This window comes from Mucilaginibacter sp. P1_A3, assembly GCF_056406855.1.
In genome coordinates, this window is sequence record NZ_JBFTZJ010000008.1 from 321,260 (window position 1) to 346,849 (window position 25,590).

Below are 25,590 nucleotides of genomic sequence, written 5' to 3' on the forward strand. Positions count from 1 at the left end.
ATCAATCCTGCAGTTTTGAAAATATGAGTGATGAACAATTGCCCCCAAAGCCAAACGAGTTGGAGAGTACATGTTTCAATTCGGGTTGCCTGGTAAAGCTTGTCTCGGGCGCAAAAGGCAGGTCCTCTATCCGGGTTTCAAATCTCAGGTTTGGATAGATTAGTCCCTGCTGAACAGATAATGCCGAAAATACGGCCTCGATGCCCGCGCTTGCCCCCAGCGTATGCCCGGTGAACGATTTGGTGGAGCTCATTTTAGGGTAGTGCGGCTCAAATAGTCTTTTTATAGCCGTCCCTTCGGAATTATCATTGTTTTGTGTGCCGGTACCATGCAGGTTAATGTAACCGATATCTCTGGGGTTTAAACCGCTCATTTTTAAAGCGCCCTGCATGGCCATATAAGAGCCGGTTCCATCGGGCGATGAAGCCGTTTGGTGGTAGGCATCGTTGGCGTTGCAATAACCACTAAGTGCGCAGTATGGCGATGTTTTAAGCGATGCGGCCACGCGCTCAGATACCAAAGTGACATAACCGGCACCCTCACCCAGGTTTAAACCCCGGCGATTGGCATCAAAGGGCTGGCAAAATTCGTTATCCAGTATCATAAGGGTGTTGAACCCGTTTAGCGTGAACCGGGTTAGCGCATCTGTACCGCCGGCGATAACTACATCAAGTATATTGTTTTTGATTAGCCTTGCGCCGTACATAATGGCATTTGCCGATGAAGAGCAAGCCGTGCTGATGGTGCTTACGTAGTTTTTTATTCCGAGTTGATCTGCTACCAGTTCGGTAACCTTACCGCATTCATGGTTAACTACATTCCTTAAGTGGCCGGCTTTAGGATTAGCCATAAATTGGGTAAAAAAATCTTCGGTTTTATCCATCCCGCCAACGGTGTTAGCCGATATGAAACCTGTACGCAAGGAGGAGAAATTTTCTATTCCCGCGCTATGCAATGCTTCCCGTGTGGCTATCAAACTCAGCATGGCCGTGCGGCTGATACCCGGGCCAAAGCCAGAAAGTGCGGCCAGCTCATCATTGCTTAATTTAACCTCGGCAACAGGGAATGTATCCTTATGAACCGTATCCAAATACCTGATCTTATCAATACCCGCCTGGCTGTTTTCGAGCGCGCTGAGGCATTCGGCGGTGTTATTACCAATGCCCGAAATTACACCTACTCCCGCTACAAAAACAGATTGACTCATCTTATGCTCCAATATCATTGCCGGGTTTTTCTGTATCCGACAGGTAAATTTTGTTTATATTTTCTACAGTGAACGGTACCGATGCATCGCTTTCGCGTTTTTCTACCAGGTACAAAACCGCTTTGTAATCTTCTTTCAGCAGATCAACCCAGCCACAAATGCAGGCCTGCAATATATTGTTATTTAATAAATATGCCACGTATTGCTCTACAAAAGCGGCGTCAAAAGTTTCAAAAACAAAAAACGCGTTCTCGCCCTTAAACTTGTTTTTAATGCTGATTTCGCCAATAACAATGTTGGGTAACGTATAAACAAACAATGCCGGACTGGCAACCGTTTTGGCCCCCTCATAGTATTTAATATCGGCATCCAGGCTGGAGTTGGCATTGGTTAATACAATGCCAATTTCGTTCTCCTGATAGAGTTCGCTAATGGGGTTGTTTTTCAGTAAAACCTCTGCAGCCAGTAAACCCATTTTTGACAGGTTATCCATTTTGTAAAACTTAGGATATTTTACCTCCAGGAACTGGTAAACAGAAAGCAGGAAAGCCCCGGCGTCGGCGTCTTTATTTTCAAATACAGGCAGGCCATTGCTGTAAACAACATTATTGCTGATTACGCAATGGGAAGTGATATGGTTATTTGCTGTCAATATTTGTTGCTATTTATATTTAATTGCTTTCGGCTTTATTTAGTAAGTACAATTGCCGCGTTACATCCCCCAAAACCCGATGCTGTTTTAAGGCAATTGGTTAAAGGTAGATATTGTAGTTTATGGCTCACATTTATGGATTGGCTTAGCCCCAATTTATTAAAGCCCTTTGTGGGGATAATCACGTTTTGTTGCAAGGAGTGGGCGGCTATAATGGTTTCAATGATGCCCGATGCACCTAACGTGTGGCCAAAATATCCTTTAAGACTATTAACCGGGATAGTTTCCATGCCTGCCAGGTTGATAGCCTTTGCCTCCATTTCATCGTTATAAATGGTGGCGGTGCCATGGGCTGAGATAAAGTCTATCGCTTCCGGCTCAATGCCCGCGCTTTTTAATGCACCCTCTATGGCATAAAAGAGTTCTTCGCCGGTTTTGGATGGGCCCGAAATATGGTTGGCATCGTTGCTGATGGAGCCACCTGCCAGTTTTATGCCATTGGCATATTTAGCGTTTGATGAAAGGATCACCGTACCCACGCCTTCGCCTAAATTAATACCATCGCGGGTGGCATCAAATGGCTTGCATGGCGCTGAGCTGATAGCCTGGAATGATTGAAAGCCTGACAATACAAATTTGGTAATCACATCGGCCCCAACAACAACCGCGTTTTCATACTGGCCGGTTTGCAATAAGCGCATCCCTGTAATAAGTGCTACCAGGCCCGAGATACAGGCATGTGAAACAATTAAAGGCTGATTTATAAAACCAAAATGCCCAGCAACCAGTTTTGCCGAAGTACTAAGCGCAATCCGGTTGTTTAGTTCGGGATCATCGGCCGCTGTTTCCAGCATGCTGATATTGCCTTTTGTGGTAGAGATAATGAGGATCGTTTTTTTATCTGCGCAGTCAATCTCACTATCTTTTAACGCGTCGCTAATGGAGGCAATAAGCAGTTGCTCAAATTTTGTGTAATTATTTTGGTCTGCTACAAATTGTTGGTCGTCATTAAATAACGAAGCATAGAAAGGCACATCAGAGCGCGAGCCTCCTGCATGTTGTTTAACACCCGAGATATTTTGGGTAAGCCTATCAAAGTTTTCGGCAGAGGTGCCGCCAACCGGCGACAGGATATTATCGGCAACAATAAAAACAGATTTCATCGCTTATTGAACAGTTCCTCTCATCAAGTTGTTTTATTGCCAAAAGTTATAATAATTATACCATTGCTCGGGGTACTTTTTTACGTACTTCTCCATCTCGCCCACAAAATCATTGGTCATTTGCTCCATCCCGGCATCTTTGCCCAAATGTAAATATTCCTTTATTGTACTGGCGTAAAAATGGTAATGAAACTTAGTTTCTTTCATGGCAAATACATAGGCTACAGGTACTTTAAATTTGGCCGCCAAAACAAATGGCCCTAACGGAAATTTGGCATCCTCGCCCAAAAAGTTTTTGGTGATGGTCTTATTGCCTTCCAGATACCTGTCGGCATGAATACATACCAGTTCATTATTCTGGAAAGCTTCGTTTATTTTAAATATATGCGAAATGTCGTCTTTGATCACGATGATGTTAACGCTGTATTTGCCCGTAACTTTTTCCATAAAGGCTTTTATCTGCTGGTCTTCGCCGTCATACATTACAATGTTAATGCGTGTATTGATGGTGTTAAGCAGGTTGCCGGCAATTTCCCAGCTGCCTATATGCGCGCTTAACAGCAGGCCGCCTTTATTCATGGCTGCTATCTGGTGCAGATTTTGCTTGCCATCAAATTCAAAAGTGAATTTATTGGGGATGCCAGCCATCACAACTACCTTATCGATAATACTTTGGCCAAAAATGTAATAGTTTTGGTAAACCTTAAACAGCGATTTCAGGCGCGTGTAGCCCAGTCGCTGATGGAAATAGTAATAGATACTTTTTGACGACTGATAGGAAAAAATGACGTAATAAAAGGAAACAAACCTTAAAAGAAAGTAAGCAGGAGTAACTCCGGCCCATTTTAAGATAGCCAGAAAAATAGAATACCCCCAGGGTTTTCCTTTAGATTTTCCTTTCCAGGACGACATTATACCAGCTCCTTCGGCTGTACTTTAGCTACCACGTAATTGTAAAAATCCTGGAAAGTAATAATGCCGGCGAAATCTTCGGGCTGTACTTTAAATGAAAAGTTGGTTTCTATTACCACTACAAGGTCAATATAGTCAAGGCTGTCCAAGCCAAGAGTATCTTTTAAAACTGCATCGGGTGTAATTGTATCTTGATCTACCTCGAATTCTTCAGACAGGAAAGAATTTATTTTCGCAATGATCTCTTCAATTTGCATGATCTTGTTTAAATTAATTAGGCCAACATTTGGGCTGAATCAGGGTACATCCAAACGTTAGTGTAATAGGTTGTAAAAGTTTAAAATATATTATTTAATTGGTGCTGTTTATATACCAATTAAAAGTATTCTGAAATTTGTTGATTTTGTTAACAGTGTAAAGAACGATTTAGGTATTTTGTTGGCTTACGGGTAGCAAGACAACCTTATGAACTTTTTTAAATCCCTACTCCTTACTCCTCCTGCACCCAGCCTCTACATTTAGGAAAATACTATAACACGTAATTAAAAAATAATTCAATAACGCCGCAAAAATACAAAATAATAAAAACATTTGCTCATCTTTTGTGAATAGCCAAATAAAATGTTTAAACAGTTATCATAGCTGCAATTACATACTCTAAAAGATAAATCAAATATTATTTTTGTAGAAGACGCTTAAGCGTGAAAAAAGGTCACAAGGGATCTTAAAAAAAACTTAAACTTAAAAAAACTGATTGGTGGTTACCGGTGTTGGGATAGATATGATAGAAGTTGACCGTGTGGCCAGCAAAATTGGAAAGGATATGGGCTTTCGGGAGTTGGTATTTTCGCCAGTGGAAATCAGTTACTGCGAAGCTATGGCCGATAAGTACCAGCATTACGCTGCCCGCTTTGCCGCAAAAGAGGCATTCTTTAAAGCGCTTGGCACAGGTTGGCTAAACGGAACCGCATTTAATGAGGTTGAGATTAGCAATAATGCCGACGGAAAACCCGAACTTACACTTATTGGCCAAACTGCCGAATTGTTAAAGGAACAAGGACCATTGAAAATTTCCGTATCATTAACCCATCTTAAAACAATAGCATCCGCCATCGTAATTATAGAAAAGTGACTACTCCATTAACACATACACCAATATACCAGTCAAGTGAAGAGATAGTAGCTATGCAGGAACAAAAACTGCAGCAATTACTGGCCTATCTTAACCAAAATTCGCCGTTTTATAAAGAATTGTTTGCGGCTAACAATATCGATATTGCCGATATTAAAACGCTGGATGATCTGAAACGCATCCCGACTACCGTTAAAGAAGACCTGCAGACACGGAATGATGATTTTATGTGCGTAGGCCGCGATAAGATCATTGAATACAGTTCTACATCGGGCACATTGGGCAGCCCGGTTACTATCGCACTTACCGAGAATGACCTGCAGCGACTTACCTATAACGAATACAGTTCGTTTATTTGTGCCGATGGCAGTCCCGATGATGTGTACCAGCTGATGCTCACGCTCGACAGGCAGTTTATGGCCGGCTTGGCTTATTATTCGGGCATCCGGATGATTGGCGCGGGTATTATTCGCCTTGGTCCGGGAGTGCCTTCATTGCAGTGGGATACCATTTTAAGGTTAAAACCGACCGCGATTGTTGCTGTGCCCTCATTCATCCACAAGCTGATTCAGTATGCTACCGAGCATCATATCGATATTAATTCAAGCACGGTAAAAAAAGCCATTTGTATTGGTGAAAATATTCGCAATACCGATTTTTCGCTCAACATCCTTGGTAAAAAAATTACGGATGCCTGGGACATCAAACTCTACTCTACCTATGCCTCAACCGAAATGCAAACAGCTTTTACAGAGTGCGGGCATGGAAAAGGAGGTCACCACCAGCCCGAATTGCTGATTGTTGAACTGCTTGATGAGCATAACCAGCAAGTAGCCCCCGGCGAGCCGGGAGAGGTAACCATTACCACCCTGGGTGTTGAAGGTATGCCCTTGCTGCGCTACAAAACCGGTGATATTTGCCAATATTATGACGAGCCCTGTGAATGCGGAAGAACAACCTTGCGCCTATCATCTATAATTGGCCGTAAAAAGCAGATGATTAAGTTTAAGGGAACTACACTTTATCCCCCTTCGCTTTTTGACCTGCTGAACGGGATGGAAGAGATTTTGGATTTTGTGGCCGAGGTTTACTCCAACGAGATTGGCATGGATGAGGTGTTGCTGCATATCCTGCCCATCAATTATACCGATGAGTGCGACCGTAAGATCAGGGCCAATTTACAGGCCAGGTTGCGGGTTAGTCCGCATGTTACGTATGTACAGTATGACGAGATCCAGAAAATGCAGTATAAGGAATCGGGCAGAAAACCGTTTAAATTTATTGATCGCCGGAAATAAAAATATCTTCGGGCAATTCATCCGGAAGTTCTTCTTCTGATGGTGATTTGCCGAAGATCTTATCCAGCAGGTTTAATATAGGCACTGTCATAATTGTGGTTACCAGTGCCATAATAACCAATATGGCAAACACCTCTTTATTTAGTACGCCCAGATCGTAACCAATATTCAATACAATCAATTCGACCAGGCCTCGGGTGTTCATTAAGGCGCCTATTGATAGGCTATCTTTCCAGCTTTGGCCAACAAATTTGGCCGCTGACGCACTGCCAACAAACTTACCTGTAACGGCTACCAGTATAGTTATTGCACAAACGCCCCACAGGTAGGCATCATTGAGTAAGCCTATTTGTGTGCGCAGCCCGGTAAATACAAAAAATAGGGGCAGTAATAAAAACAGGGCTACATCCTTTATCCGTTCCACAAACACCCCTCTGAAGGTAATATTATCGGGCATCACAATGCCGGCCATAAAAGCACCAAACAGGGCATGGATGCCAATAGATTCGGTGGCGTAAGATGAAATGATCAGCGTCAAAAAAAACATAGCTACCGGCATACCCACGTAACCGGGCCTGATGTTGCGGCTATAAATGAGCTTTAAAAGTGGTTTTACTCCCTTCAGCATAATTACTACATACACAATAGCCATTATTGCGGTATAAACAAAACTCATTACAGAACCTGCCTTAACTACCGCTATAACAACAGTAAGCAAGCACCAGGCTGTGATGTCATCGGCCGCAGCGCAAGTAATTACCAAAGCGCCAAGGCGTGTTTTGTTGATACCCCGTTCCTGGCAAATGCGGGCCAAAACAGGGAACGCGGTGATACTCATAGAAATACCCATGAACAAGCCAAACGAAAAGAACGGTATACCCGCAGGTGCTAAGGATTGGTAAATGAAATAAGCCAGACCGATACCTAAGGTAAACGGAACGATGATACTGGCATGACTGATGACGATGGCATCTTTACTTTTGTTTTTGATGGCGCGCAGATCAAGCTCCATCCCTATTACAAACATGAATATGATTAAGCCAATCTGGCTTAAAAACTGCAGTGGTCCTAATGATTGAGCCGGGAAAATGGCATGCGAAAATGCCGGGAAAAACCGACCTACAAGCGAGGGGCCTAAAGCTATGCCAGCAAAAATTTCGCCGATAACACGCGGTTGACCAAGCTTTTTACAAACCCATCCTGCTATATTGCCGGCTACAATAATAACCGCTATTTGTGCCAGCAAAGTAGCCAGCGGCCCGGTTTGGTTTTTTACCAATCCATCTGTAAACTGATGCATGGAACTTTTGTTGCTTGCCGCCAGTTTAATTATGTGCCGCCCTTGTTCAAGCTCGTTACCGGCGGTTAATGCCAGGTAAATTAAAAAGGAAAATCCGCCGATGAGGATGATATAAAAAAATATGTTTCTGAATTTCTTCATCTTTTAAATACGCCTTTAAATTTAAAAAAAGTGGAGGCCTCATGTTGAATCATGGCATCTACCTTTAACGTATCACCGTCTGCGGCAGTGTAGGTTATCTGCAAATCGGCAGTGTTGTTTACCTGTGGGTTTAATATCGCCAAAAACTTCATATCCCCTGCTTTTACCAGCTTTGTCTTTGTACCAATAAGGTGTTCCAAAACCTCCTTAACCATTTGCATCATACAAACGCCAGGCACAACTGGTTGCCCGGGAAAATGCCCTTCAAATATCTGATGAGCCGCATTCAGGGTAATGGTAGTTTTTGAGGTATTCCCCTCGGTTTGCGGTGTAGTAAACTGAAAAAAGGATTCCTGGAGCATACGATTTTTTTGCTGAAAGCCGAAGGCTGAAAGCTGAAAGCTTTGAACCTTCAGATCTCAACTTCGAGCTTCTTAATTGTCAATACTGTTTTTTACTAAAGCTTTGCGCTTTCAGCTTTCAGCCTTTGGCCTTCAGCTATCGTTCTATCTTTTTTAAACCGATGGTAAATTTAAAGTTTTTGTGATCAATACCGATGGTATCAGGCAGGCCATTTTTATAGTTCATCATGGTTGCCACAGCCATGGGTTTTCTTTTTGATGATTTTTCCATCCGTAGCAGGGAGTCGCCGGCCATGTTGGTGATGTAGTAGTTGGCGCCCTTTTGCTGGGGTAATACATAATATAGGTGCGCACTATCCTTCAGTATATAATGCTCATGACTGCCCTGCTGGCGCATGAGTACCAGATCGAAATCCTTCATCAGGGTTTTTATCACAGGTCCTTTATTCATTTGGGGGATAATGTAATACACCTTAAAGCTGCCATCTTTTAAAAAAGCAAAGTCAAAAAACTTAACACCCATCTCGCTGGAAAACACAATACGGGTACTGCTATCGGGCATTATCTTCATTAATAACAAGCCGCTTAAATGATGGCTGGTAACGTTGATCTCGGCATTATAAAGCACAACAGAAAATTGCGGTCTGAATTTGTAGATGTGGTTAAAATTGCCTGTTGCAGGCTGTAGGTTTTTATAAACCGATGAGCAGCCGGCCAACAAGAGCAGGCAGCTACTTAGCAGCAAAAAGCGCATCCGGGAGGCTGGCATTTATCTCTTTATTTATAAAATGAATGGTGGTATTATCGCCCGATGGCTCCTGCATATCGATATTACTTACCGAATTATCTTTTTTATCAACAGAGATATTGATGCTTTTAAAAAAGTCTTTGATCCCTTTTGATAATGGTGAAAGCTCCACCAGGTAATTGCTTTTATTTTCAAATACCTTAACCTTAAAATCGGGGTTGCTAAGGATAGAACCCTGCACGCAATCAACAATTATTTTATTGATCTGCTGAAAAAGCTTGTTCGACCGGGTGTTGATCTTATTCTCCTTTTGCTCATCTTTCACCAGGATATTATCCTTGTTGATGATCATCAGGTATTTGGAGGGCTGGGTATATTCCATCCGCACCATATTGTCTTTTTTAAACCAGAACTTCCCTTTTGATGTGATCTTTTCGGCTAACATGCTCAGGTTTTTCTCCTGCACAAAGTCACTTTTAATGCTGTTTGTTTTTTGAGCCGTAGCGGTAAACTGTTCTTTAAATTTCGATAGATCGGTAAGCTGGGTATAGCCGGCATGCTGCGCCCTTGATGTAAAAGCAGCAGAAAGTATGAAAAGCGTTAGGAGTACTTTATTGATTTTCACAATTAAATCGAATTTATATTACCAAATAGACATTGATTGCGCCAAAAGGTTTGAAGAGGAATAGCGCGGTTTACCAATTAAAACCTTACCGTCATTGCGAGGTACGAAGCAATCTCTACACAAGCAGAACAAGGATGTATGCTTTGCCTTTCTGTTGGCCCTGTACAGCACGGAGATTGCTTCGTGCCTCGCAATGACGAATTTTTTTGATGCCCTTTTTAACGTTGCCGTGCTTTAATCGTTCTCACATTGCCCCCTCACCTAAGCGGCCTGATTTTCTGTAATATACTCAGCCATAGTACGTACCGACTGGAATACTTTTGGGCCATCTTCGGCTTTTGAAAGCTTAATTTTATAGTTAGTTTGCATTAAAACGATGAGCTCCAAAACATCTATAGAGTCGAGGCCTAAGCCATCTGCAAATAACGATTCATCATCGCCAATGTCTGTTGGTTTAAGGTCCTGTAAGTTCAATTGGTCTATGATCTGTACTTTTAGATCATTAATTAATTTGTCCATTTTATTTTATACATTTTGATCTATCCGATCACTTAGCTGAATAATTCTTGCTAATTTATTTAACGCTTTGTTATGGTTTTTAACATATGGGTTATCTAAATCCCAAACGTATCCGGCCAGAACAGAGCAAATCATATTTTTTATTTCGGGCACAAATGATCCGGCAAAAAAGATGGTATCCAACGTACCATCATACCAGGCATTCACATAGGAGCGAAAAACATCCACTCCCTGCATTACCTTTTCAGTATATTCCTTTTCCCAGTTAACCGTTTCGCCGTTTAGGGTGCGGATAACTAAATGTGCAGCATTTTGACTGGATACAGTAGCCAGCGTTACTCCCGATGAAAATATGGGATCTAAAAACTCGGTAACATTGCCAGTAAGTACAAAGCCTTCACCATGAAAGGTATCGGTAGTACTGCTCCAGGCCTGTAATATTTTAGGGTCGAAAACAAATTCAACATCTTCAAACCTTTCACTTAAATAGGGCTCAGACGCGATGAGGCTTCGCAGCTTTTCTTCATCGTTATTGCCCTCGTATTGGTTAAAAAACTCCGGGTTGCCTACAAAACCCAATGAAGTAACTCCGTTTGAAAAAGGAATGACCCATACCCAAACACCGGGTTTATGTACAACTATCGTTATGCGGTTTGGCTCATCGCCTAAATGGCGTTTGACATCGTTGGTATGCGCAAACAAAGCTTTCCGCTCAGACATGTTGGATGGTTTATCCAGGTTGAACAACCTGGGGATCACACGGCCGTAGCCGCTGCCATCAATAATAAAACGGGCCTCTATCTGCGTTTGATTGCCGTCAATGTCTTCAACAGTTGTAACAGAGTCTGATCCGTTAAATGTAATACCGGTAACGGTGGTTTCATAATGAACCGGTACACCCATGGCTTCAACCGTATCGGCCAGGGTTTTATCAAATTCGGCACGGGGTGCCTGCCAGGTCCAGTTCCAGCCATCAGTAAACTGGTCCGAAAAATAATAGTCGCAGATTACGCCATTCTTTACAAACTTTGCTCCAAATTTTTTCTGGAAACCCTTCGCTTCCACAGCTTCAACAAAACCGGCTTCGGTTAATGCTTCCATGCAACGGGGCAACAGGCTTTCGCCTATTACAAAGCGGGGAAATTTTTGCTTTTCAACAATTTTAACTTTAAAACCGGCTTTATTCACGATAGAAGCGGCCACAGTACCCGCCGGACCAGCGCCAATTACCAACACATCAACTTTTTCCGTATTCATCTATTTAAATTCTTTAGCGTTTGTTTATTGTTAGTATTGCCGCGGGTTTATTAATTAAAGCCTTTAGCGTTTATGTTGTTTATAAAAGTATCAAATTGGTAAAATGTTCTAAAGAAAATCATACTCATCAGGCCAGCGAATGTTTCTTTTTCCACTCCTCAAAAAATGGAGGATTTGTTAATTGAAGCACAAAACTATCCCGGTTTAAAAATACCTGCACGGTTGAGCCTGTTACCACAACCTCGCCGGTAACTGCGTTTAACAGGCGATAGTTAAAATTCAGGCGCGCGGCTTCGCTGGGTACATATTCCGTTTCAATAATTACACTATCGCCATAGCGCAAAACTTGTTTATAATTACAATCAATCTTTACAATTGGTGTAACATATTGGTTGTTGTACACGGTGAGGTAATCCATTCCGAAGGCTTTTCCAAAAGCTTCCCGGCCATCCTCAAAATAACGCACATAGTGCCCATGCCACACAATGCCCAGCGAGTCTACTTCGCTAAACTTTACACTTATCTCGGTGACATGTTTCAGTGTTTTTTGCAATTTCTGTTTTTTTGTGATCGAAACCTGTTTTTGCAGGTATTGTTAATTAAGATTATGGTTTAATTATAAACACTTTCATTTGGCATTGCGCCAGTAATTCATCTCCGCATTTTACCTTTCCGGATATCAGCGTAACATCAAATATTTGATTATCAATGATAATTTCTGTTTCTAAGATATCATTTATTTTAGGCAACGAGAATACTTCAAGGTTTTTAATTGCCCCTATATAGCCAATGGCATCGGGTTTTTCTCCGTTTTGGGCAACATAGCCGGCCCTTGCCGCGGCAGTTTGTGCTATGTTTTCAACCAGGCCACCTGCGCTAAATTCACCATCCTCAACCAAAATATTGTCGGCTTTTACACAAAATTGGGTACGGCTGCTTGTCTCATCGCTGTAGATCAAATGATCAATCATCACGAATGGGAATTTTTGTGGGATAAGATCCGGTGTATTTGATGGCTGTACAAACATAGGAGCAGGGCGTAAATTCTTTAATTACCTCAATAGTGATGGCGTTTACGCCAGCTCTTTAGCGTTTACTTTGGTATCTACGTACTCGTAAAAATCCTGGAAGTTAACAATGCCCACAAAATCTTCGGGCTGTACCTTAAAGTTGAAATTGCTTTCAATTACCACCACAAGGTCTATATAATCCAGGCTATCCAGCTCAAGGGTATCCTTAAGGTTTGCTTCAGGAGTGATCTTTTCTATGTCGATCTCAAACTCCTCTGCTAAAAAAGCATTTGTTTTTTCTACGATCTCTAAAAATTGCATAAGGTTAGGTTAATCAGTATTTTTTAATAATCAGGGACGAATTTGTACCTCCAAAACCAAAAGAGTTTGACAAAAACACGTTAAAATCTTTCTCGATGGTGGTTGTTGCTATGTTTAACTTAATTGAATCCTCGTCTGGGGTTTCAAAGTTAATGTTTGGTGCGATGAATGAATTTTGCATCATCAGCATAGAGTACACGATTTCGCTTGCGCCGGCCATCCAGCACTCATGCCCGGTCATTGATTTGGTTGAGCTCACCAGCGGTTTGCTTGATCCAAAAACTTCATGAATGGCTTTTGCCTCGCTGGCATCGCCGGCCGGGGTTGAGGTTGCATGCGCATTGATATAATCAATATCGGCAGCGCCCATACCGGCATCCCTTAGGGCCATAGCCAAGGAGCGTACCGGGCCACCAACCGTTGGGTTAGAGATATGGCCTCCGTTTGATGAAAAGCCGTAGCCAATAACTTCGCCTAATATATTTGCGCCCCGGCGTTGCGCCGATTCCAGGCTCTCCAGTATTACTGTTGCCGCGCCCCCGCTTGGTACAAGGCCATCCCTGCTGCGGTCAAACGGGCGGGACGCTTTTGTTGGCGTTGCTTCTAAAATTGAAAAGGCCGAAAGCGCATCAAAGCTCCCCATCGAAAAATGGTTAAGCTCCTGGGCCCCGCCGCAGATGATACCTTCCTGCAATCCGCTTTTGATAAGGTGATAGCCCAGGCCAATGGCATGCGATCCGCTTGCACAGGCCGCGCTTACGGTAAGGTTGATACCTTTAAGTTTGAAAATGGTGGCCAGGTTCATGCTCACGGTGGAGTTCATGGTTTGGAAAACCGCGCCCGACCCTACCAGCATGGTATCTTTTTTTAAACGGATGATATCGGTACAATCAATCACTGGTTTGGCAGAACTATCGTTGCCATATAGAATGCCTATTTCGTTTTGATCGAGGTAATCCATATCAATACCTGCTTGTTCCAGGGCTTCAATAGTGGCCATGTAGGCATATTCTCCCTGTTCGGGCAGCATGATACGTGATCTTCTGTCGAGTTTTTCTTTTAAATTGGGTCTGTCCACAAAGCCGGTTAAACCAGATCGGTAACCAAATTCTTTGCGCATAGTATCAAGCATTATTCCTGATTTACCCTGGAATAGCGAATCCCTAACATCGTTAAGATTTTTCCCTATACAGGAGTAAATACCCATCCCCGTAATCACAACTCTGTTCATAACACTAAAACCGGCTTAATCAATTTACAAATACCTTTAAAACTAAATAAAAATACTTAATCACTAAAATATTAAAATGATGCTTTTGTGAACAAATGATTAATTAAGAATACAAGCCTCCGTTAACTGAAAGTACCTCGGCTGTAATATATGATGCCTCCGGCGAAGCCAAAAAGCCTACCGCGTGGGCAACTTCTTCAGCGGTTCCAAACCGCTTTATAGGGATCATTGATTTTAGTTCTTTTTCATCAAGGCCTTCGGTCATATCGGTTTTAATAAACCCTGGTGCCACGGCATTTACTGTAATCCCGCGACGGGCTATCTCCTGCGCCAAGGCCTTGGTTGCGCCAATTACACCAGCTTTAGCAGCCGAGTAATTTACCTGGCCCGGTAAACCTTTTAAGCCAGAGAGTGATACCACGTTGATAATGCGGCCATACTTTTTAACCAGCATGCCATTTAAAACCATTTGTGTAACGTAAAAGAAACCATCCAGGCTGGTTTTTAAAACGCTGTCCCACTGCTCATCCTTCATCCACATCATTAAGGTATCATCCTTAATGCCCGCGTTATTTACCAGCACCTCAATATATTTTTCGGTATTTGTTTCAATCCAGGTACCCAATACCGCCCTGATATCATCCTTTTCGGCCACATCAAACCGGATGATCTCGCCATCGCCCCCGTTTTCTTTTATGGTTGATAAAGTATGTAGCGCTTCGGTTTCGTTGCTTTTATAATTTACCAGTACGTAGTAGCCCATTAAAGCCAATTTATAACAAACGGCCCTGCCTATTCCTCTTGATCCGCCGGTTACTAATGCACACTTCATTTGCTGATCTTTAAATTGTTTTACTGAAATATTTGCCTTGTTGTTATAAAATATGTGAGCTTCTATTTTTTATCAGGTGCACATGCTCTGCCTTTTCAAAATACTGCTTTACGTTTACCATATCCTTGTATTTAGGCTTGTCTTCCACAAACTTAGGGAATATGGCCCGTAGGTCGGTGTAAACAGTATGGGTTGTTGGCGATAGTTTTTCGCTGCAATCCAGGTGATCAATAGCCTGTAAAATAGCCATCATTTGTATAGCCAGCACCTCAAATGTGTTATCGATAACCCGTTTGGTCATTAGCGCGGCATTACAGCCCATGCTTACAATATCCTGGTTATCATTATTGTTGGGAATGCTGTGCAGGTACATGGGATATGAGAGTGTTTGGTTTTCGGCAGTGGTTGATGTAGCCGTAAACTGCATACCCTGCATGCCAAAATTAAAGCCTAAAACGCCCAGGTTAACAAAGGGCGGGAATTTTTGGTTCAATTTTTCATTCAGCAGGTAGTTCAATTGTCTTTCAGATAACATGCACAATTTGGTAATAGCTATCTTGAGCTTATCCATCGCCAGTGACACGTAGTCGCCATGGAAATTGCCACCGTGAAAAATGTTCTTGCTATCGTGGTCAATTACCGGGTTGTCATTCACGGAGTTCAACTCATCGGTCACTACCCTTTCAACCTCAAAAATGGTATCATAAATAGGTCCCAATACCTGTGTTACGCAACGAAGGGAATAGTATTCCTGTACTTTATCTAAAAATACTTCCTGGTTAAGGTTGTCGGGATTGTACAAATGCTCAGAGCGGTCGCGGATCATTTTACTGCCGGTTAATACATCGCGCATAATGGCGGCCACCTCGTTTTGCCCTTTGTGGTGTTTCACGATGTTCAGCTCGTAGGAGTAATGATCATCAAAAGCCTGCACCACTTCGTTGATCATGGATGATAGCACGATAGACCATTCCAGCAGTTTTTTAGCCTGGATGATGTTTACCATGCCAATACCGGTCATGGCCGATGTGCCATTGATGATGGCCAATCCTTCCCGTATCTTGATAGATAGAGGTGTTATTCCAATTTCTTTAAACAGCTCTTCGGTAGAGTGCTGCTCGCCATTGTAGCTTGATTCTCCTTCGCCAATTAATACCAGCGCCAAATGAGCTAACTGTACCAAGTCGCCGGATGCACCTACACCCCCATGTTCATAAACATTGGGCGCTACGCCTTTATTTATTAATTCAACAAGCAGTTCCGGAAGATCGGTATGAACACCGGAGCGGGCCTGCATAAAGCTGTTTAACCTGGCAATCATTAATGCTTTTACCAGTAAGGGCTGCATTAAATTACCACCGCCCGAAGCATGGCTGCGGATAAGGTTATACTGCAATTGCAACAGGTTTTCTTCGCTAACCTTGTATTGCGCCATTGGGCCAAAACCGGTATTAATACCGTATATGAGTTTATTTGATGAAAAGCCCTGCAAAAACTGGTAGTTAACCTCCACATTCTTTACAGCCGATGTATCTAATCCAATTTCCTCATCATCAAACAGGATTTTGGAAAAATCATCAGCAGTAATGTACCGCCCCCCTATATGTATCATGAACTAAATATTATTAAAATGAAAAATGTAAAACTTCAAAAAAATTCACACAAAAAACGTCCGAAAATAGGATAAATATTTCAGATATGATATTTTTCGCCGTCTTTGTTGATAAAGGTTTGGCTGTAATTAGCACCATAAATGTTTAGCGATTTTGTATATTATTAAATGTAAATACGCAGACGAGATAAATATTGAAAACGTTACACGTGCAGGTGGAATTGCTGTAAGTAACGTCCCCCATTATTAATTTAAAACTATTTAGCCTCTATATCATCATTAACGCTAATTTTGTTATGTAGAAAAATGTTGTTTTCAATTTATTATATATCAAGGGTAATTAATGGAATTTGAGGGTTTAGTAAGTAAGCGGTTTGATGAACTGCAGGTATGTGTTATTATTCCCACCTATAACAATCACCTTACTTTGGGTGGTGTAATTGCCGATGTATCTGCATACAGCAGCCAGATCATTGTTGTTAATGATGGCTCAACCGATGATACCGAAGCTATTGTAAAAACATTTCCTCATGTACAGCTTATTAGTTACCCTAATAATGTAGGTAAAGGTTGGGGATTACGCCAGGCATTTGCCTATGCCATGCAAAAAGGCTACAAATACGCCATCACTATTGATTCCGATGGGCAGCATTTTGCTAAAGATATTCCCGCTTTTTTAAATAGGCTTGAACAGGTTCAGGATGCCATCATCATAGGCTCCCGCAATATGGATCAGGCGGCGGTGCCGGGTAAAAGTAGTTTCGGGCATAAATTCTCCAATTTTTGGTTTTGGGTGGAAACAGGCATTCATTGCCCTGATACACAATCGGGCTTCCGGCTTTATCCGCTATACCTGTTAGAGGGAATGAAGTTTTATACCCGCAAATATGAATTTGAAATTGAGGTGATCGTTAGGGCATCCTGGCGCGGTGTGCACATGGATTCGGTACCGGTAAGCGTTTATTATGCACCCAAAGAAACAAGGGTATCACACTTTCGGCCCTTTACCGATTTTTCAAGAGTGGGCGTATTGAATGCCTTCCTGGTGGTTATTGCCTTTGTTTGGATCAAACCGCGCAATTTTTTTCTCGATTTATCAAAAAAAAAAGGACGTAAAAAGATAATTGCCACCCTGTATAACCCCAACGATACCGACGAGGTAAAGGCCTTATCCATTGCCCTGGGTATTTTTATGGGGATAGTACCTATCTGGGGTTTTCAACTCGCGGTAGCCATATTTTTATCTATCATATTTAAACTCAATAAGGCGCTGGTGGTATTCTCGGCACACATCAGTATTCCGCCTATGATTCCTGTGGTTATATTTTTAAGCTATAAAGCCGGCGAGTATTGGATGGGCGATAAAGTGACCAACATGGCATTCAGCTCAAAAATATCTTTCAAAACCATTGGCGAGCACATGGAGCAATATATTTATGGCAGTCTTACACTGGCCTTTGTTGCATCTGTCACAGTTGGGCTTATAACGTATGCCTTGCTTAAATTATTGAAAAAGGCTCCTGCTGCCATATAAGTAAGCCATTAAATGGAAAAAGGCCTTATTCTCATATACCATTATTTTGCCAGGAACAGGGCTGTTTTTTATGCTGTATTTGCCACATGCTTTTTGTTCATGGGGTATTTTGCTTCGCAGGTAAAGTTTGAGGAAGATATCAGCAAGGTTATCCCGAAGGATAAAAAGATCAACAAACTGAACGAGGTTTTCCAGAACTCCAAATTTTTGGATAAGCTGGTGATCATGGTATCGCTAAAAGACAGCACGGCTACTGCAAACCCGGATAGCCTTGTAGCCTTTGCCGATGAATTTGCGGCTACCGCTGAACCCCAATTTAAACCCTACATAGGCAAAGCCAATTTTAAGGTTGATGATGATGTGGTGATGAAGCTGTTTGGCGCCATTACCCAAAGGCTGCCTGTTTATTTAACGGAGAAGGATTACCAAACCATTGATACCCTTATTACCCCGGCAAAGGTAAAACAAACACTTCAATATGATTACCGCACACTTGCATCGCCAGCAGGCATAGCCCTAAAAAGCATCATCAGTAATGATCCCGTGGGTATCTCCTTCATCGGACTAAAAAAGTTACAACAATTACAGTACGATAAAAATTTTGAACTGTATGATAACTATGTGGTCACCAAAGATCATCAAACCCTGCTCATGTTTATCACCCCGGCCTACCCGCCAAATAATACGGGGAAGAACGGCGTTTTAATAAAAGGCTTAAACCAGCTGATAGATAGCTTAAGCAATAAGCCTAAAAGAATTGTTACGGCCACCTATTTTGGCTCGGCGGCAGTATATTATGGCAACGCTTTACAACTACGGAAAGATACCGCACTTACGCAGGGCATCACCGTGCTGGCCCTTATTTTGTTTTTAGGTTTGTATTTTAGAAAAAAGCGGGCACCCATAATTATTTTAATCCCGGTGCTGTTTGGTTCACTGTTTTCATTAACGGCTATTTACTTTTTAAAGGGCAGCATCTCGGTTATCGCTTTGGGTACGGGTTCGGTGGTGCTGGGTATCGCTATCAATTATTCGCTGCATGTATTTAACCATTACCGGCATACCAAAAGTGTGGAGCAGGTGCTTAAAGATCTGGTAATGCCCCTTACCGTTGGCAGCTTTACAACCATTGGTGGTTTCCTGTGCCTGGAGTTTGTAGAATCGGAAATGCTGAAAGACCTGGGCCTTTTTGCCGCTTTTAGTTTGATAGGCGCCTCCATTTGCTCGCTGGTATTTTTGCCGCAGTTTATATCGACCAAAAAAGAGCAGGAAAACCACCAGGTGATTCTGCTTTCATGGATAGATAAGCTGGCCTCCTTTAATCCTGAGTATAATAAGTTCATTGTTACCGGTATCATACTGCTTACCGGTGTGTTTTTTTACAAGGCCAATGATGTAACCTTTGAGTTTGATGTAGCCAAAATGAATTACATGCCTTTGCAGCTGCAGCAATCGCAAGCCAAGCTCAACAAGATCAATCAGTATGCGCTGCAATCTGTATACCTGGTATCCGAAGGAAAAACGTTGGACGGGGCTTTGGTGAATAACGAAAAGCTGGCGGCCCAAATTGAAAAGCTAAAGGCGCAGGGCATCGTAAAAAAATCTTCGGATGTATCGTCTTTCATCCTCTCCGATTCCCTTCAAAAAGAAAGAATAGCCCGCTGGAATACTTACTGGACTCCCGAGAGGAAACAGCAACTATTTGCCACCCTGGATAAAGAAGGCCAACAACAAGGTTTTAGCGCTGCGGCCTTTGATAAATTTAAAACGCTGCTCAACAAAGATTTTTCGCACATAAATGAAGGTGATGTAGCCGGCATCAGGAAGAGTTTTCTTGATAATTTTATTAACGAGTATCCCAGTCACTCTACCGTAGTAACACTGGTACAAACATCGGCTGATAAAAAGGCCGCCATTTACAAAGCCTTTGAAAACGACCCTAATGTTACCGTTATAGATAAACAATACCTCACCAATAAACTGGTAGAGATCATTAATGCCGATTTTACCAAAATAGCGGTCATGTCATCCCTGTTAGTATTTGTGGTGTTGCTGCTAACTTACGGCCGTATGGAATTGGCGCTGGTTTCCTTTATCCCGATGGCTATTTCATGGATCTGGATCTTAGGGCTGATGGGAATTTTCGGTATTGGCTTTAATATAGTGAACATCATTATATCGGCCCTGATATTTGGTTTGGGTGATGATTATAGCCTGTACATTATGGATGGCCTGCTGCAGGAATACAAAACAGGCAAAAAGGTATTATCATCTTATAAATCATCCATCTTTTTATCGGCCATAACTACCATTACGGGTTTGGGAGTATTGATATTTGCCAAACACCCTGCTTTGCGGTCGATAGCTTTTATTTCGATCATCGGGATCTGTTGCGTGGTCATCATGTCGCAGATACTGATCCCTTTCCTGTTTAATATCCTCATTAAAAACCGCACACAGAAAAAGCAATTCCCCTGGACCATCAGCGGCTTTGTGATCAGTGTTTTCGCGTTCAGTTATTTTGTAACGGGCTGTTTAATCCTATCGGCGTTAGGCTTTTTATTCAGGCTGAATCCGTTCAGCAAGGAAAAAGGGAAGCTGGTTTATCATGCCATCCTCGCCCGGTTCTCCTGGTCAATGATCTATATCATGGGGAACGTGAAAAAGGAGATCATTGATAAGCAACTTGGCGATTTTGATAAGCCATCGGTAATTATTGCCAACCACCAGTCGTTTTTGGATATTTTGATATTGGTGATGCTTAATCCAAAGCTCATCCTGTTCACCAATAACTGGGTATGGAACTCGCCTGTATTTGGGGCGGTGGTGCGCATGGCCGATTATTTCCCGGTAGCCCAGGGCACCGAAGCTAATATCGATCTGCTGGCCGGCAGGGTAAAGCAAGGTTACTCCATCGTGATCTTCCCCGAAGGCACCCGCTCTGTTGACGGGGATATTAAACGCTTTCACAAAGGGGCGTTTTACCTGGCCGAACAATTGGATATGGATATTCAGCCGATACTCGTCCACGGCACCGGCTATTGCATGACCAAGGGCGATTTTCTTTTAAAGAACGGCAAGATCACCCTCAAATACCTGCCCCGTATAAAACCGGGCGACAGTGCTTTTGGAACAGGTTATTATGAACGCACCAAAGCTATCAGTAAATATTTCAAGGCCGAATACAAACAACTGTGCGCAGATGTGCAGCAACCGCGCTATTACCGCGAGCAGCTGATATATAATTACCTTTATAAGGGCCCGGTTTTGGAGTGGTATATGCGAGTTAAGGTAAGTTTAGAAAAAAACTACCAGCAATTTCATAACCTGCTGCCTATAAAAGGTAAAATGCTTGATATTGGCTGCGGCTATGGTTTTATGCCTTATATGTTACACTTTGCTGCCCCGCAACGTGTGTTTACCGGGATAGATTATGATGAGGATAAAATAGAGTTAGCCAGCAATAACTTTAACAAAGACGCGCTGATCAATTTTGAACATGCGGACGTGCTCAACTTTGAGTTTGAAAAATACGATGCCATTATTATTGCCGATATGCTGCATTATATGCAGCCCGATGAGCAAAAACTGATTGTACAGCGCTGCATCAACAGCCTGAATGCCGGCGGGATGATTATTATTCGTGATGGCAATAAAGACCTGAAAAAAAAGCACCGGGGTACCGAGCTTACGGAGTTTTTTTCGACCAGGTTTGTAAAATTCAATAAGGCAAGCAAGGGCTTGTCGTTTTTATCAGCGCGACTGGTTGAGGACATTGCGGCTGCCAATAATATGGACTGCCATATAATTGATGAAACAAAGTACACTTCAAATATTACTTTTGTAATAAAAAAATAATGGCGGGTTTACAATCCCCTCTTGAGAGGGGGCGGGCCGGGATAGCGAAATGGCAGGGGTGTGTTAAGCGCGCGATAACACACCCCTGCCCCTCTCAAGAGGGGATTTCACCGCACGGGCCAACTTTAAACCCCAATAAGGATTTATAAACTATAATATAAAACAGGGAATTAGATAAATGGAGATTTATGATGCCGTAATTATCGGCAGCGGTATGGGGGGATTGGTGAGCGCCGATTTACTGAGCAGGGAAGGATTCAAGGTTTGCGTGATAGAAAAAAACAAGCAAATCGGCGGTTCGCTGCAAACTTATGTGCGCGATAAAGTGATCTTTGACTCGGGCGTGCATTACCTTGGCGGGCTTGATGAAGGCCAAAACCTGTACCAGATATTCAAATACCTTAACCTGATAGATAAGCTGAAACTGCAAAAACAGGATGTTGTTTTTGATAAGATAGGCATTTATGGCGAAGAGATTGAATACGAATATGCCCAGGGTTACGATAATTTCATTAGCCATATATTAAAACATTTCCCCGGCGAGGAAGCTGCGCTTAATGCCTATTGCGATAAGATAAAAGAGGTTTGCAGTAAATTTTCTTTGTATAACTTAAAAAGCGGCGATGATTTCAACGAAAAGTCGGCCGTGCTGGAAATTGACACTAAAGGGTTTATAGAATCCATAACCGATAATCCGCGCCTGCAGGCTGTACTGGCGGGTAATAACGCGTTGTATGCCGGACAGGCAGATAAAACCCCGTTTTATGTACACGCGCTCATCCTGAACAGCTATATTGAAAGTTCCTATAAATGTGTGGACGGCGGATCGCAGATAGCGAAGTATATTGCCAAAAACATCCGATCAAGGGGTGGAGTTATCAAGCGCCATTGCGAGGTGAAACGGATTGTTGTGGAAGATGGAAAGGTATCGCATGTGGAAACCGCCAATGGTGTAAACATCTATGGCCGGCAGTTTATCAGCAACATGCACCCGGTGCAAACGCTGGAAATGACGGATTCTGACGTGATTAAACCGGCTTATCGCAACCGCTTAAAAGGGCTGGAAAACTCGGTGTCATCGTTCACGCTGAATGTGGTTTTTAAAAAGGACAGCTTCCCTTATTTTAATACCAACTACTACATTGGCAAGGATGGCCACGTTTGGGATATTGCCGATTACAACGAAGAGAACTGGCCGCTTGGCTACGCCTATTTTATGGCTCCATCTTCTAGGTCGGCCAAATTTGCCGATGGAGCATCTATACTCACCTATATGCGCTTTGAGGAGATGAAACCCTGGGAGGATACCTTTAACACGGTATCAAACGTTAACGAACGGGGCGAAACTTATGAGGAATTCAAGATTCGTAAAAGCGAGAAATTGCTGGACATGGTGGAGAAAAAATTCCCGGATTTCAGGAGCCATATCAAATCCTATTACTCGGCAACGCCACTCTCCTACCGCGATTATATTGGTAATGGCGATGGTTCACTTTACGGCATCGTGAAAGATTATAAACACACGCTAAAAACATTTATATCACCGCGCACTAAAATACCTAACCTGTATCTTACCGGGCAAAACCTTAACTTACATGGTATTTTAGGTACAGCCATGAGCGCTATAGTTACCTGCACTACTTTACTGGGCAACGATGCCATAATAGGGAAAATACGGAATGCATAAGAAATTCAGCTGGAAAAAGTTTGGGAAAAGGATACTTTATGTTTTCCTGGGTTTTGTGCTGCTGATTATTATTGGCATGGTTTACCTGTATGCGGTAGCGATTGATTACCCGCCCGATCCTAAGGATTTAAGCAGCTTGGAACTACAGCGCGCCGAGCCTTCCAAAGGTTTTTACACCATTAAAAACGATTGGTTTCGCAAAAGTAAAAGTGGTTTATTTGAAATGTATGTAGAAGGTAAACCCTTTGAACGTGGTGTTATAAACGGCAAGCTAAGCCAGGAACTGGTTGTGGCACAGGAAGACCACTTTGTAGAACAGATAGGCAGGATAGTGCCCTCTAAATTTTACCAGCATTTTTTAAAATACTTTATTGCGTGGTTTAACCGCAACCTGGATAAAAATGTAACCGAAGAATATAAGGAAGAGATCTACGGGATCTCTAAATCGGCATCAGATAAGTACCAGTACATTGGTTCCAACTACCAGCGGATATTGAACTATCATGCCGCTCATGATATTGGCCATGCGCTGCAAAGTATGGCTTTGGTGGGCTGTACATCGTTTGGCACCTGGGGTGTAAAATCTGAGGATAGTACGATGATCATTGGTCGTAATTTTGATTTTTATGTGGGCGATAAATTTGCGCAGGATAAGATCGTGGCATTTTTTAATCCCACCGAAGGGTATAAATTTATGACTGTTACCTGGGGTGGTTTTATCGGCGCAGTATCCGGGATGAATGAAAAAGGGGTAAGTGTAACCATCAATGCCGATAAAACCAATATTCCTACAGGAGCGGCTACGCCGGTATCATTGGTGGCCCGCGAGATATTGCAGTATGCTAAAAACACACAGGAAGCATATGCTATTGCTAAAAAGCGTAAGATGTTTGTATCTGAAGCCTTCCTGGTTGCCTCCGCTGCCGATAACAAAGCCGTTGTAATTGAGAAAACCCCCGATACGCTGGATATGTACGATCCGCATCAGGATTACATTGTTTGCGCCAACCATTTCCAGAGCAAGGGCCTCATTCATTCAAAAGAAAACAAGATCCAGGTGGCCGAGAGTGCATCGCCATACCGGTATAACCGCCTCATGGAACTGCTGAATGCCAACGGCAAAAATACGGTACAAAAAACCATAGCGATATTGCGCGATCAGAAAGGTATGCATGGAGCAGATATTGGCATGGGTAACGAGAAAGCCATCAACCAGCTAATGTCGCACCACAGCATTGTTTTTGAGCCTAAGAAACTGTTGGTTTGGGTAAGCACTTCGCCATGGCAACTGGGCGAATATGTGGCCTATGACCTGAAGAAAGTATTTGGATTGCGGGGTATGAAAAAGGATCAGGAAATTAACGAGCAGAACCTCACGGTACCGGCAGATACTTTTCTTTCAACTGCGCAATACCAGGACTTTGTGAGCTTTCGTAAAATGAAGCAGCGTGTGCTTGATGGCGAAACGATAAATACCGATAGCCTGGTAGCTACCAATCCTCAATACTACCATGCCTACGTAATAGCCGGCGATTATTCGTTTAAGCATGACGAGTACAAAAAAGCTTTGGGATATTACCAGGCTGCTTTAACAAAAGTTATCGCTACTAAAAAGGAAGAGGACCATGTTAAAATACAACTTAACAAATGTGTGGAAAAGCTAAAATAACTTCATAAAGCAAACTACAGCGCATTATTAAGCCCTTTGTTAACCTCCGTTGATAAGTAGTTTAATGGATTAAATCAATCTGCTGCCCTATAATATCCAAATCGTTTTGCGGGAAGGCCCCGGTGTACGATAGTGCCTTGTATTTATCCCTGCCTTTTTTGCAGATATTTGCAAGCCATACCCCATGGTCATAAACCGAATAGTAAACACCCTTGATAGAATTTTTTTTGGCTAAAATATGCAGATCGAACTCCCTGTTGTTGGCCGCATAATGTATGTCGAAATTTTCCATAGTGATAAATTGATCTTTAGCATGAACGGTTGAAGGTTTGATTTTGTTCTTTTATATAATCAATAAATGATCCAATTAAAGCATGCTCATATAAGTTATTGATAAATTTAACGATAAATAAATAGAGTGCGGTGTAAGAGCTATAGAATATTTGCCTGTAAGTTGTACATGCACGGTTATTGTGTAATCCTGTGTTTAGCCAGCAAGCCATTTGTTTTTGAATAAGTA

General features: G+C 42.4%; 24 protein-coding genes. 6 read left to right on the forward strand and 18 right to left on the reverse strand.

Annotation, left to right across the window (positions count from 1 at the left end; all coding sequences use genetic code 11):
* Window position 1: 1 nt before the first annotated feature.
* The 5 genes from AC1D0K_RS18905 to AC1D0K_RS18925 are packed head-to-tail and all read right to left on the reverse strand — an operon-like array spanning window position 2 to window position 4,191.
* A complete protein-coding gene (locus tag AC1D0K_RS18905) occupies window positions 2–1,225 on the reverse strand; it encodes a beta-ketoacyl-[acyl-carrier-protein] synthase family protein (RefSeq protein WP_477392120.1) in 1,224 nt (407 codons plus the stop codon).
* Complete coding sequence (locus tag AC1D0K_RS18910) at window positions 1,209–1,859, reverse strand: hypothetical protein (protein WP_477392121.1); 651 nt, start codon at window positions 1,857–1,859, stop codon at window positions 1,209–1,211. Before AC1D0K_RS18910 ends, AC1D0K_RS18905 begins: the two co-directional genes overlap by 17 nt.
* 35 nt (window positions 1,860–1,894) lie before the next feature.
* The gene (locus AC1D0K_RS18915; protein WP_477392122.1) at window positions 1,895–3,022 is read right to left on the reverse strand and encodes a beta-ketoacyl synthase N-terminal-like domain-containing protein; all 1,128 of its coding nucleotides are present in this window, start codon (window positions 3,020–3,022) and stop codon (window positions 1,895–1,897) included.
* A 33-nt stretch (window positions 3,023–3,055) separates the two neighbouring features.
* Window positions 3,056–3,934, reverse strand: a complete 879-nt coding sequence (locus tag AC1D0K_RS18920) for an LpxL/LpxP family acyltransferase (RefSeq protein ID WP_477392123.1) — start codon at window positions 3,932–3,934, stop codon at window positions 3,056–3,058.
* On the reverse strand, window positions 3,934–4,191 hold the full coding sequence (locus AC1D0K_RS18925) for an acyl carrier protein (protein ID WP_295720566.1): 258 nt from the start codon (window positions 4,189–4,191) through the stop codon (window positions 3,934–3,936). The genes AC1D0K_RS18920 and AC1D0K_RS18925 overlap by 1 nt, the downstream gene beginning before the upstream one ends.
* Before the next feature lie 500 nt (window positions 4,192–4,691).
* Between AC1D0K_RS18925 and acpS the strand changes: the two genes are divergently transcribed.
* A complete protein-coding gene (gene acpS / locus AC1D0K_RS18930; protein WP_477392150.1) occupies window positions 4,692–5,066 on the forward strand; it encodes a holo-ACP synthase in 375 nt (124 codons plus the stop codon).
* On the forward strand, window positions 5,063–6,364 hold the full coding sequence (flxY, locus tag AC1D0K_RS18935) for a flexirubin biosynthesis putative acyl-CoA ligase FlxY (protein WP_477392124.1): 1,302 nt from the start codon (window positions 5,063–5,065) through the stop codon (window positions 6,362–6,364). The genes acpS and flxY overlap by 4 nt, the downstream gene beginning before the upstream one ends.
* Here the strand turns inward: flxY and AC1D0K_RS18940 are convergent.
* The 12 genes from AC1D0K_RS18940 to flxA form a co-directional block, all read right to left on the reverse strand.
* The gene (locus tag AC1D0K_RS18940; protein WP_477392125.1) at window positions 6,345–7,805 is read right to left on the reverse strand and encodes a cation:proton antiporter domain-containing protein; all 1,461 of its coding nucleotides are present in this window, start codon (window positions 7,803–7,805) and stop codon (window positions 6,345–6,347) included. The two genes, flxY and AC1D0K_RS18940, sit on opposite strands and share 20 nt — an antisense overlap.
* A complete protein-coding gene (locus AC1D0K_RS18945) occupies window positions 7,802–8,167 on the reverse strand; it encodes an ApeI family dehydratase (protein ID WP_477392126.1) in 366 nt (121 codons plus the stop codon). Before AC1D0K_RS18945 ends, AC1D0K_RS18940 begins: the two co-directional genes overlap by 4 nt.
* A gap of 136 nt (window positions 8,168–8,303) precedes the next feature.
* Window positions 8,304–8,936 carry a flexirubin biosynthesis protein LolB2 gene (gene lolB2 / locus AC1D0K_RS18950; RefSeq protein WP_477392127.1) on the reverse strand — a complete coding sequence of 211 codons (633 nt, stop codon included), beginning with the start codon at window positions 8,934–8,936 and terminating at the stop codon, window positions 8,304–8,306.
* Window positions 8,899–9,540 carry a flexirubin biosynthesis/transport protein LolA2 gene (gene lolA2, locus AC1D0K_RS18955; protein ID WP_295720555.1) on the reverse strand — a complete coding sequence of 214 codons (642 nt, stop codon included), beginning with the start codon at window positions 9,538–9,540 and terminating at the stop codon, window positions 8,899–8,901. Before lolA2 ends, lolB2 begins: the two co-directional genes overlap by 38 nt.
* A gap of 261 nt (window positions 9,541–9,801) precedes the next feature.
* Window positions 9,802–10,059 (reverse strand): phosphopantetheine-binding protein, encoded by a 258-nt coding sequence (locus tag AC1D0K_RS18960; RefSeq protein WP_295720553.1) that lies wholly within the window; start codon window positions 10,057–10,059, stop codon window positions 9,802–9,804.
* 6 nt (window positions 10,060–10,065) lie between these two features.
* A complete protein-coding gene (locus tag AC1D0K_RS18965; protein WP_295720551.1) occupies window positions 10,066–11,316 on the reverse strand; it encodes an NAD(P)/FAD-dependent oxidoreductase in 1,251 nt (416 codons plus the stop codon).
* Window positions 11,317–11,443: 127 nt separating this feature from the next.
* A complete protein-coding gene (locus AC1D0K_RS18970) occupies window positions 11,444–11,869 on the reverse strand; it encodes an acyl-CoA thioesterase (RefSeq protein WP_477392128.1) in 426 nt (141 codons plus the stop codon).
* A gap of 52 nt (window positions 11,870–11,921) precedes the next feature.
* Complete coding sequence (locus AC1D0K_RS18975; RefSeq protein ID WP_477392129.1) at window positions 11,922–12,344, reverse strand: hotdog family protein; 423 nt, start codon at window positions 12,342–12,344, stop codon at window positions 11,922–11,924.
* A 45-nt stretch (window positions 12,345–12,389) separates the two neighbouring features.
* Complete coding sequence (locus AC1D0K_RS18980; protein WP_477392130.1) at window positions 12,390–12,647, reverse strand: phosphopantetheine-binding protein; 258 nt, start codon at window positions 12,645–12,647, stop codon at window positions 12,390–12,392.
* A gap of 13 nt (window positions 12,648–12,660) precedes the next feature.
* Window positions 12,661–13,878 (reverse strand): beta-ketoacyl-[acyl-carrier-protein] synthase family protein, encoded by a 1,218-nt coding sequence (locus AC1D0K_RS18985; protein ID WP_295720544.1) that lies wholly within the window; start codon window positions 13,876–13,878, stop codon window positions 12,661–12,663.
* Window positions 13,879–13,981: 103 nt separating this feature from the next.
* Window positions 13,982–14,710 (reverse strand): flexirubin biosynthesis SDR family reductase FlxB, encoded by a 729-nt coding sequence (gene flxB, locus AC1D0K_RS18990; protein ID WP_477392132.1) that lies wholly within the window; start codon window positions 14,708–14,710, stop codon window positions 13,982–13,984.
* Between the two features lie 43 nt (window positions 14,711–14,753).
* The gene (gene flxA / locus AC1D0K_RS18995; RefSeq protein WP_295720541.1) at window positions 14,754–16,322 is read right to left on the reverse strand and encodes a flexirubin biosynthesis tyrosine ammonia-lyase FlxA; all 1,569 of its coding nucleotides are present in this window, start codon (window positions 16,320–16,322) and stop codon (window positions 14,754–14,756) included.
* A 343-nt stretch (window positions 16,323–16,665) separates the two neighbouring features.
* On the opposite strand from flxA, the gene AC1D0K_RS19000 reads away from it, so the two are divergent.
* The 4 genes from AC1D0K_RS19000 (at window position 16,666) to AC1D0K_RS19015 (ending at window position 25,070) form a co-directional block, all read left to right on the forward strand.
* Window positions 16,666–17,856, forward strand: a complete 1,191-nt coding sequence (locus AC1D0K_RS19000; protein WP_477392133.1) for a DUF2062 domain-containing protein — start codon at window positions 16,666–16,668, stop codon at window positions 17,854–17,856.
* 12 nt (window positions 17,857–17,868) lie between these two features.
* A complete protein-coding gene (locus AC1D0K_RS19005) occupies window positions 17,869–21,714 on the forward strand; it encodes a 1-acyl-sn-glycerol-3-phosphate acyltransferase (protein ID WP_477392134.1) in 3,846 nt (1,281 codons plus the stop codon).
* A gap of 178 nt (window positions 21,715–21,892) precedes the next feature.
* The gene (locus AC1D0K_RS19010) at window positions 21,893–23,401 is read left to right on the forward strand and encodes a phytoene desaturase family protein (protein ID WP_477392135.1); all 1,509 of its coding nucleotides are present in this window, start codon (window positions 21,893–21,895) and stop codon (window positions 23,399–23,401) included.
* The gene (locus AC1D0K_RS19015) at window positions 23,394–25,070 is read left to right on the forward strand and encodes a C45 family autoproteolytic acyltransferase/hydolase (RefSeq protein ID WP_477392136.1); all 1,677 of its coding nucleotides are present in this window, start codon (window positions 23,394–23,396) and stop codon (window positions 25,068–25,070) included. Before AC1D0K_RS19010 ends, AC1D0K_RS19015 begins: the two co-directional genes overlap by 8 nt.
* Window positions 25,071–25,131: 61 nt before the next feature.
* Here the strand turns inward: AC1D0K_RS19015 and AC1D0K_RS19020 are convergent, their stop codons facing one another.
* Entirely contained in the window at window positions 25,132–25,362 is a 231-nt protein-coding gene (locus tag AC1D0K_RS19020) for a hypothetical protein (protein WP_477392137.1), read from the reverse strand.
* Window positions 25,363–25,590: the final 228 nt, after the last annotated feature.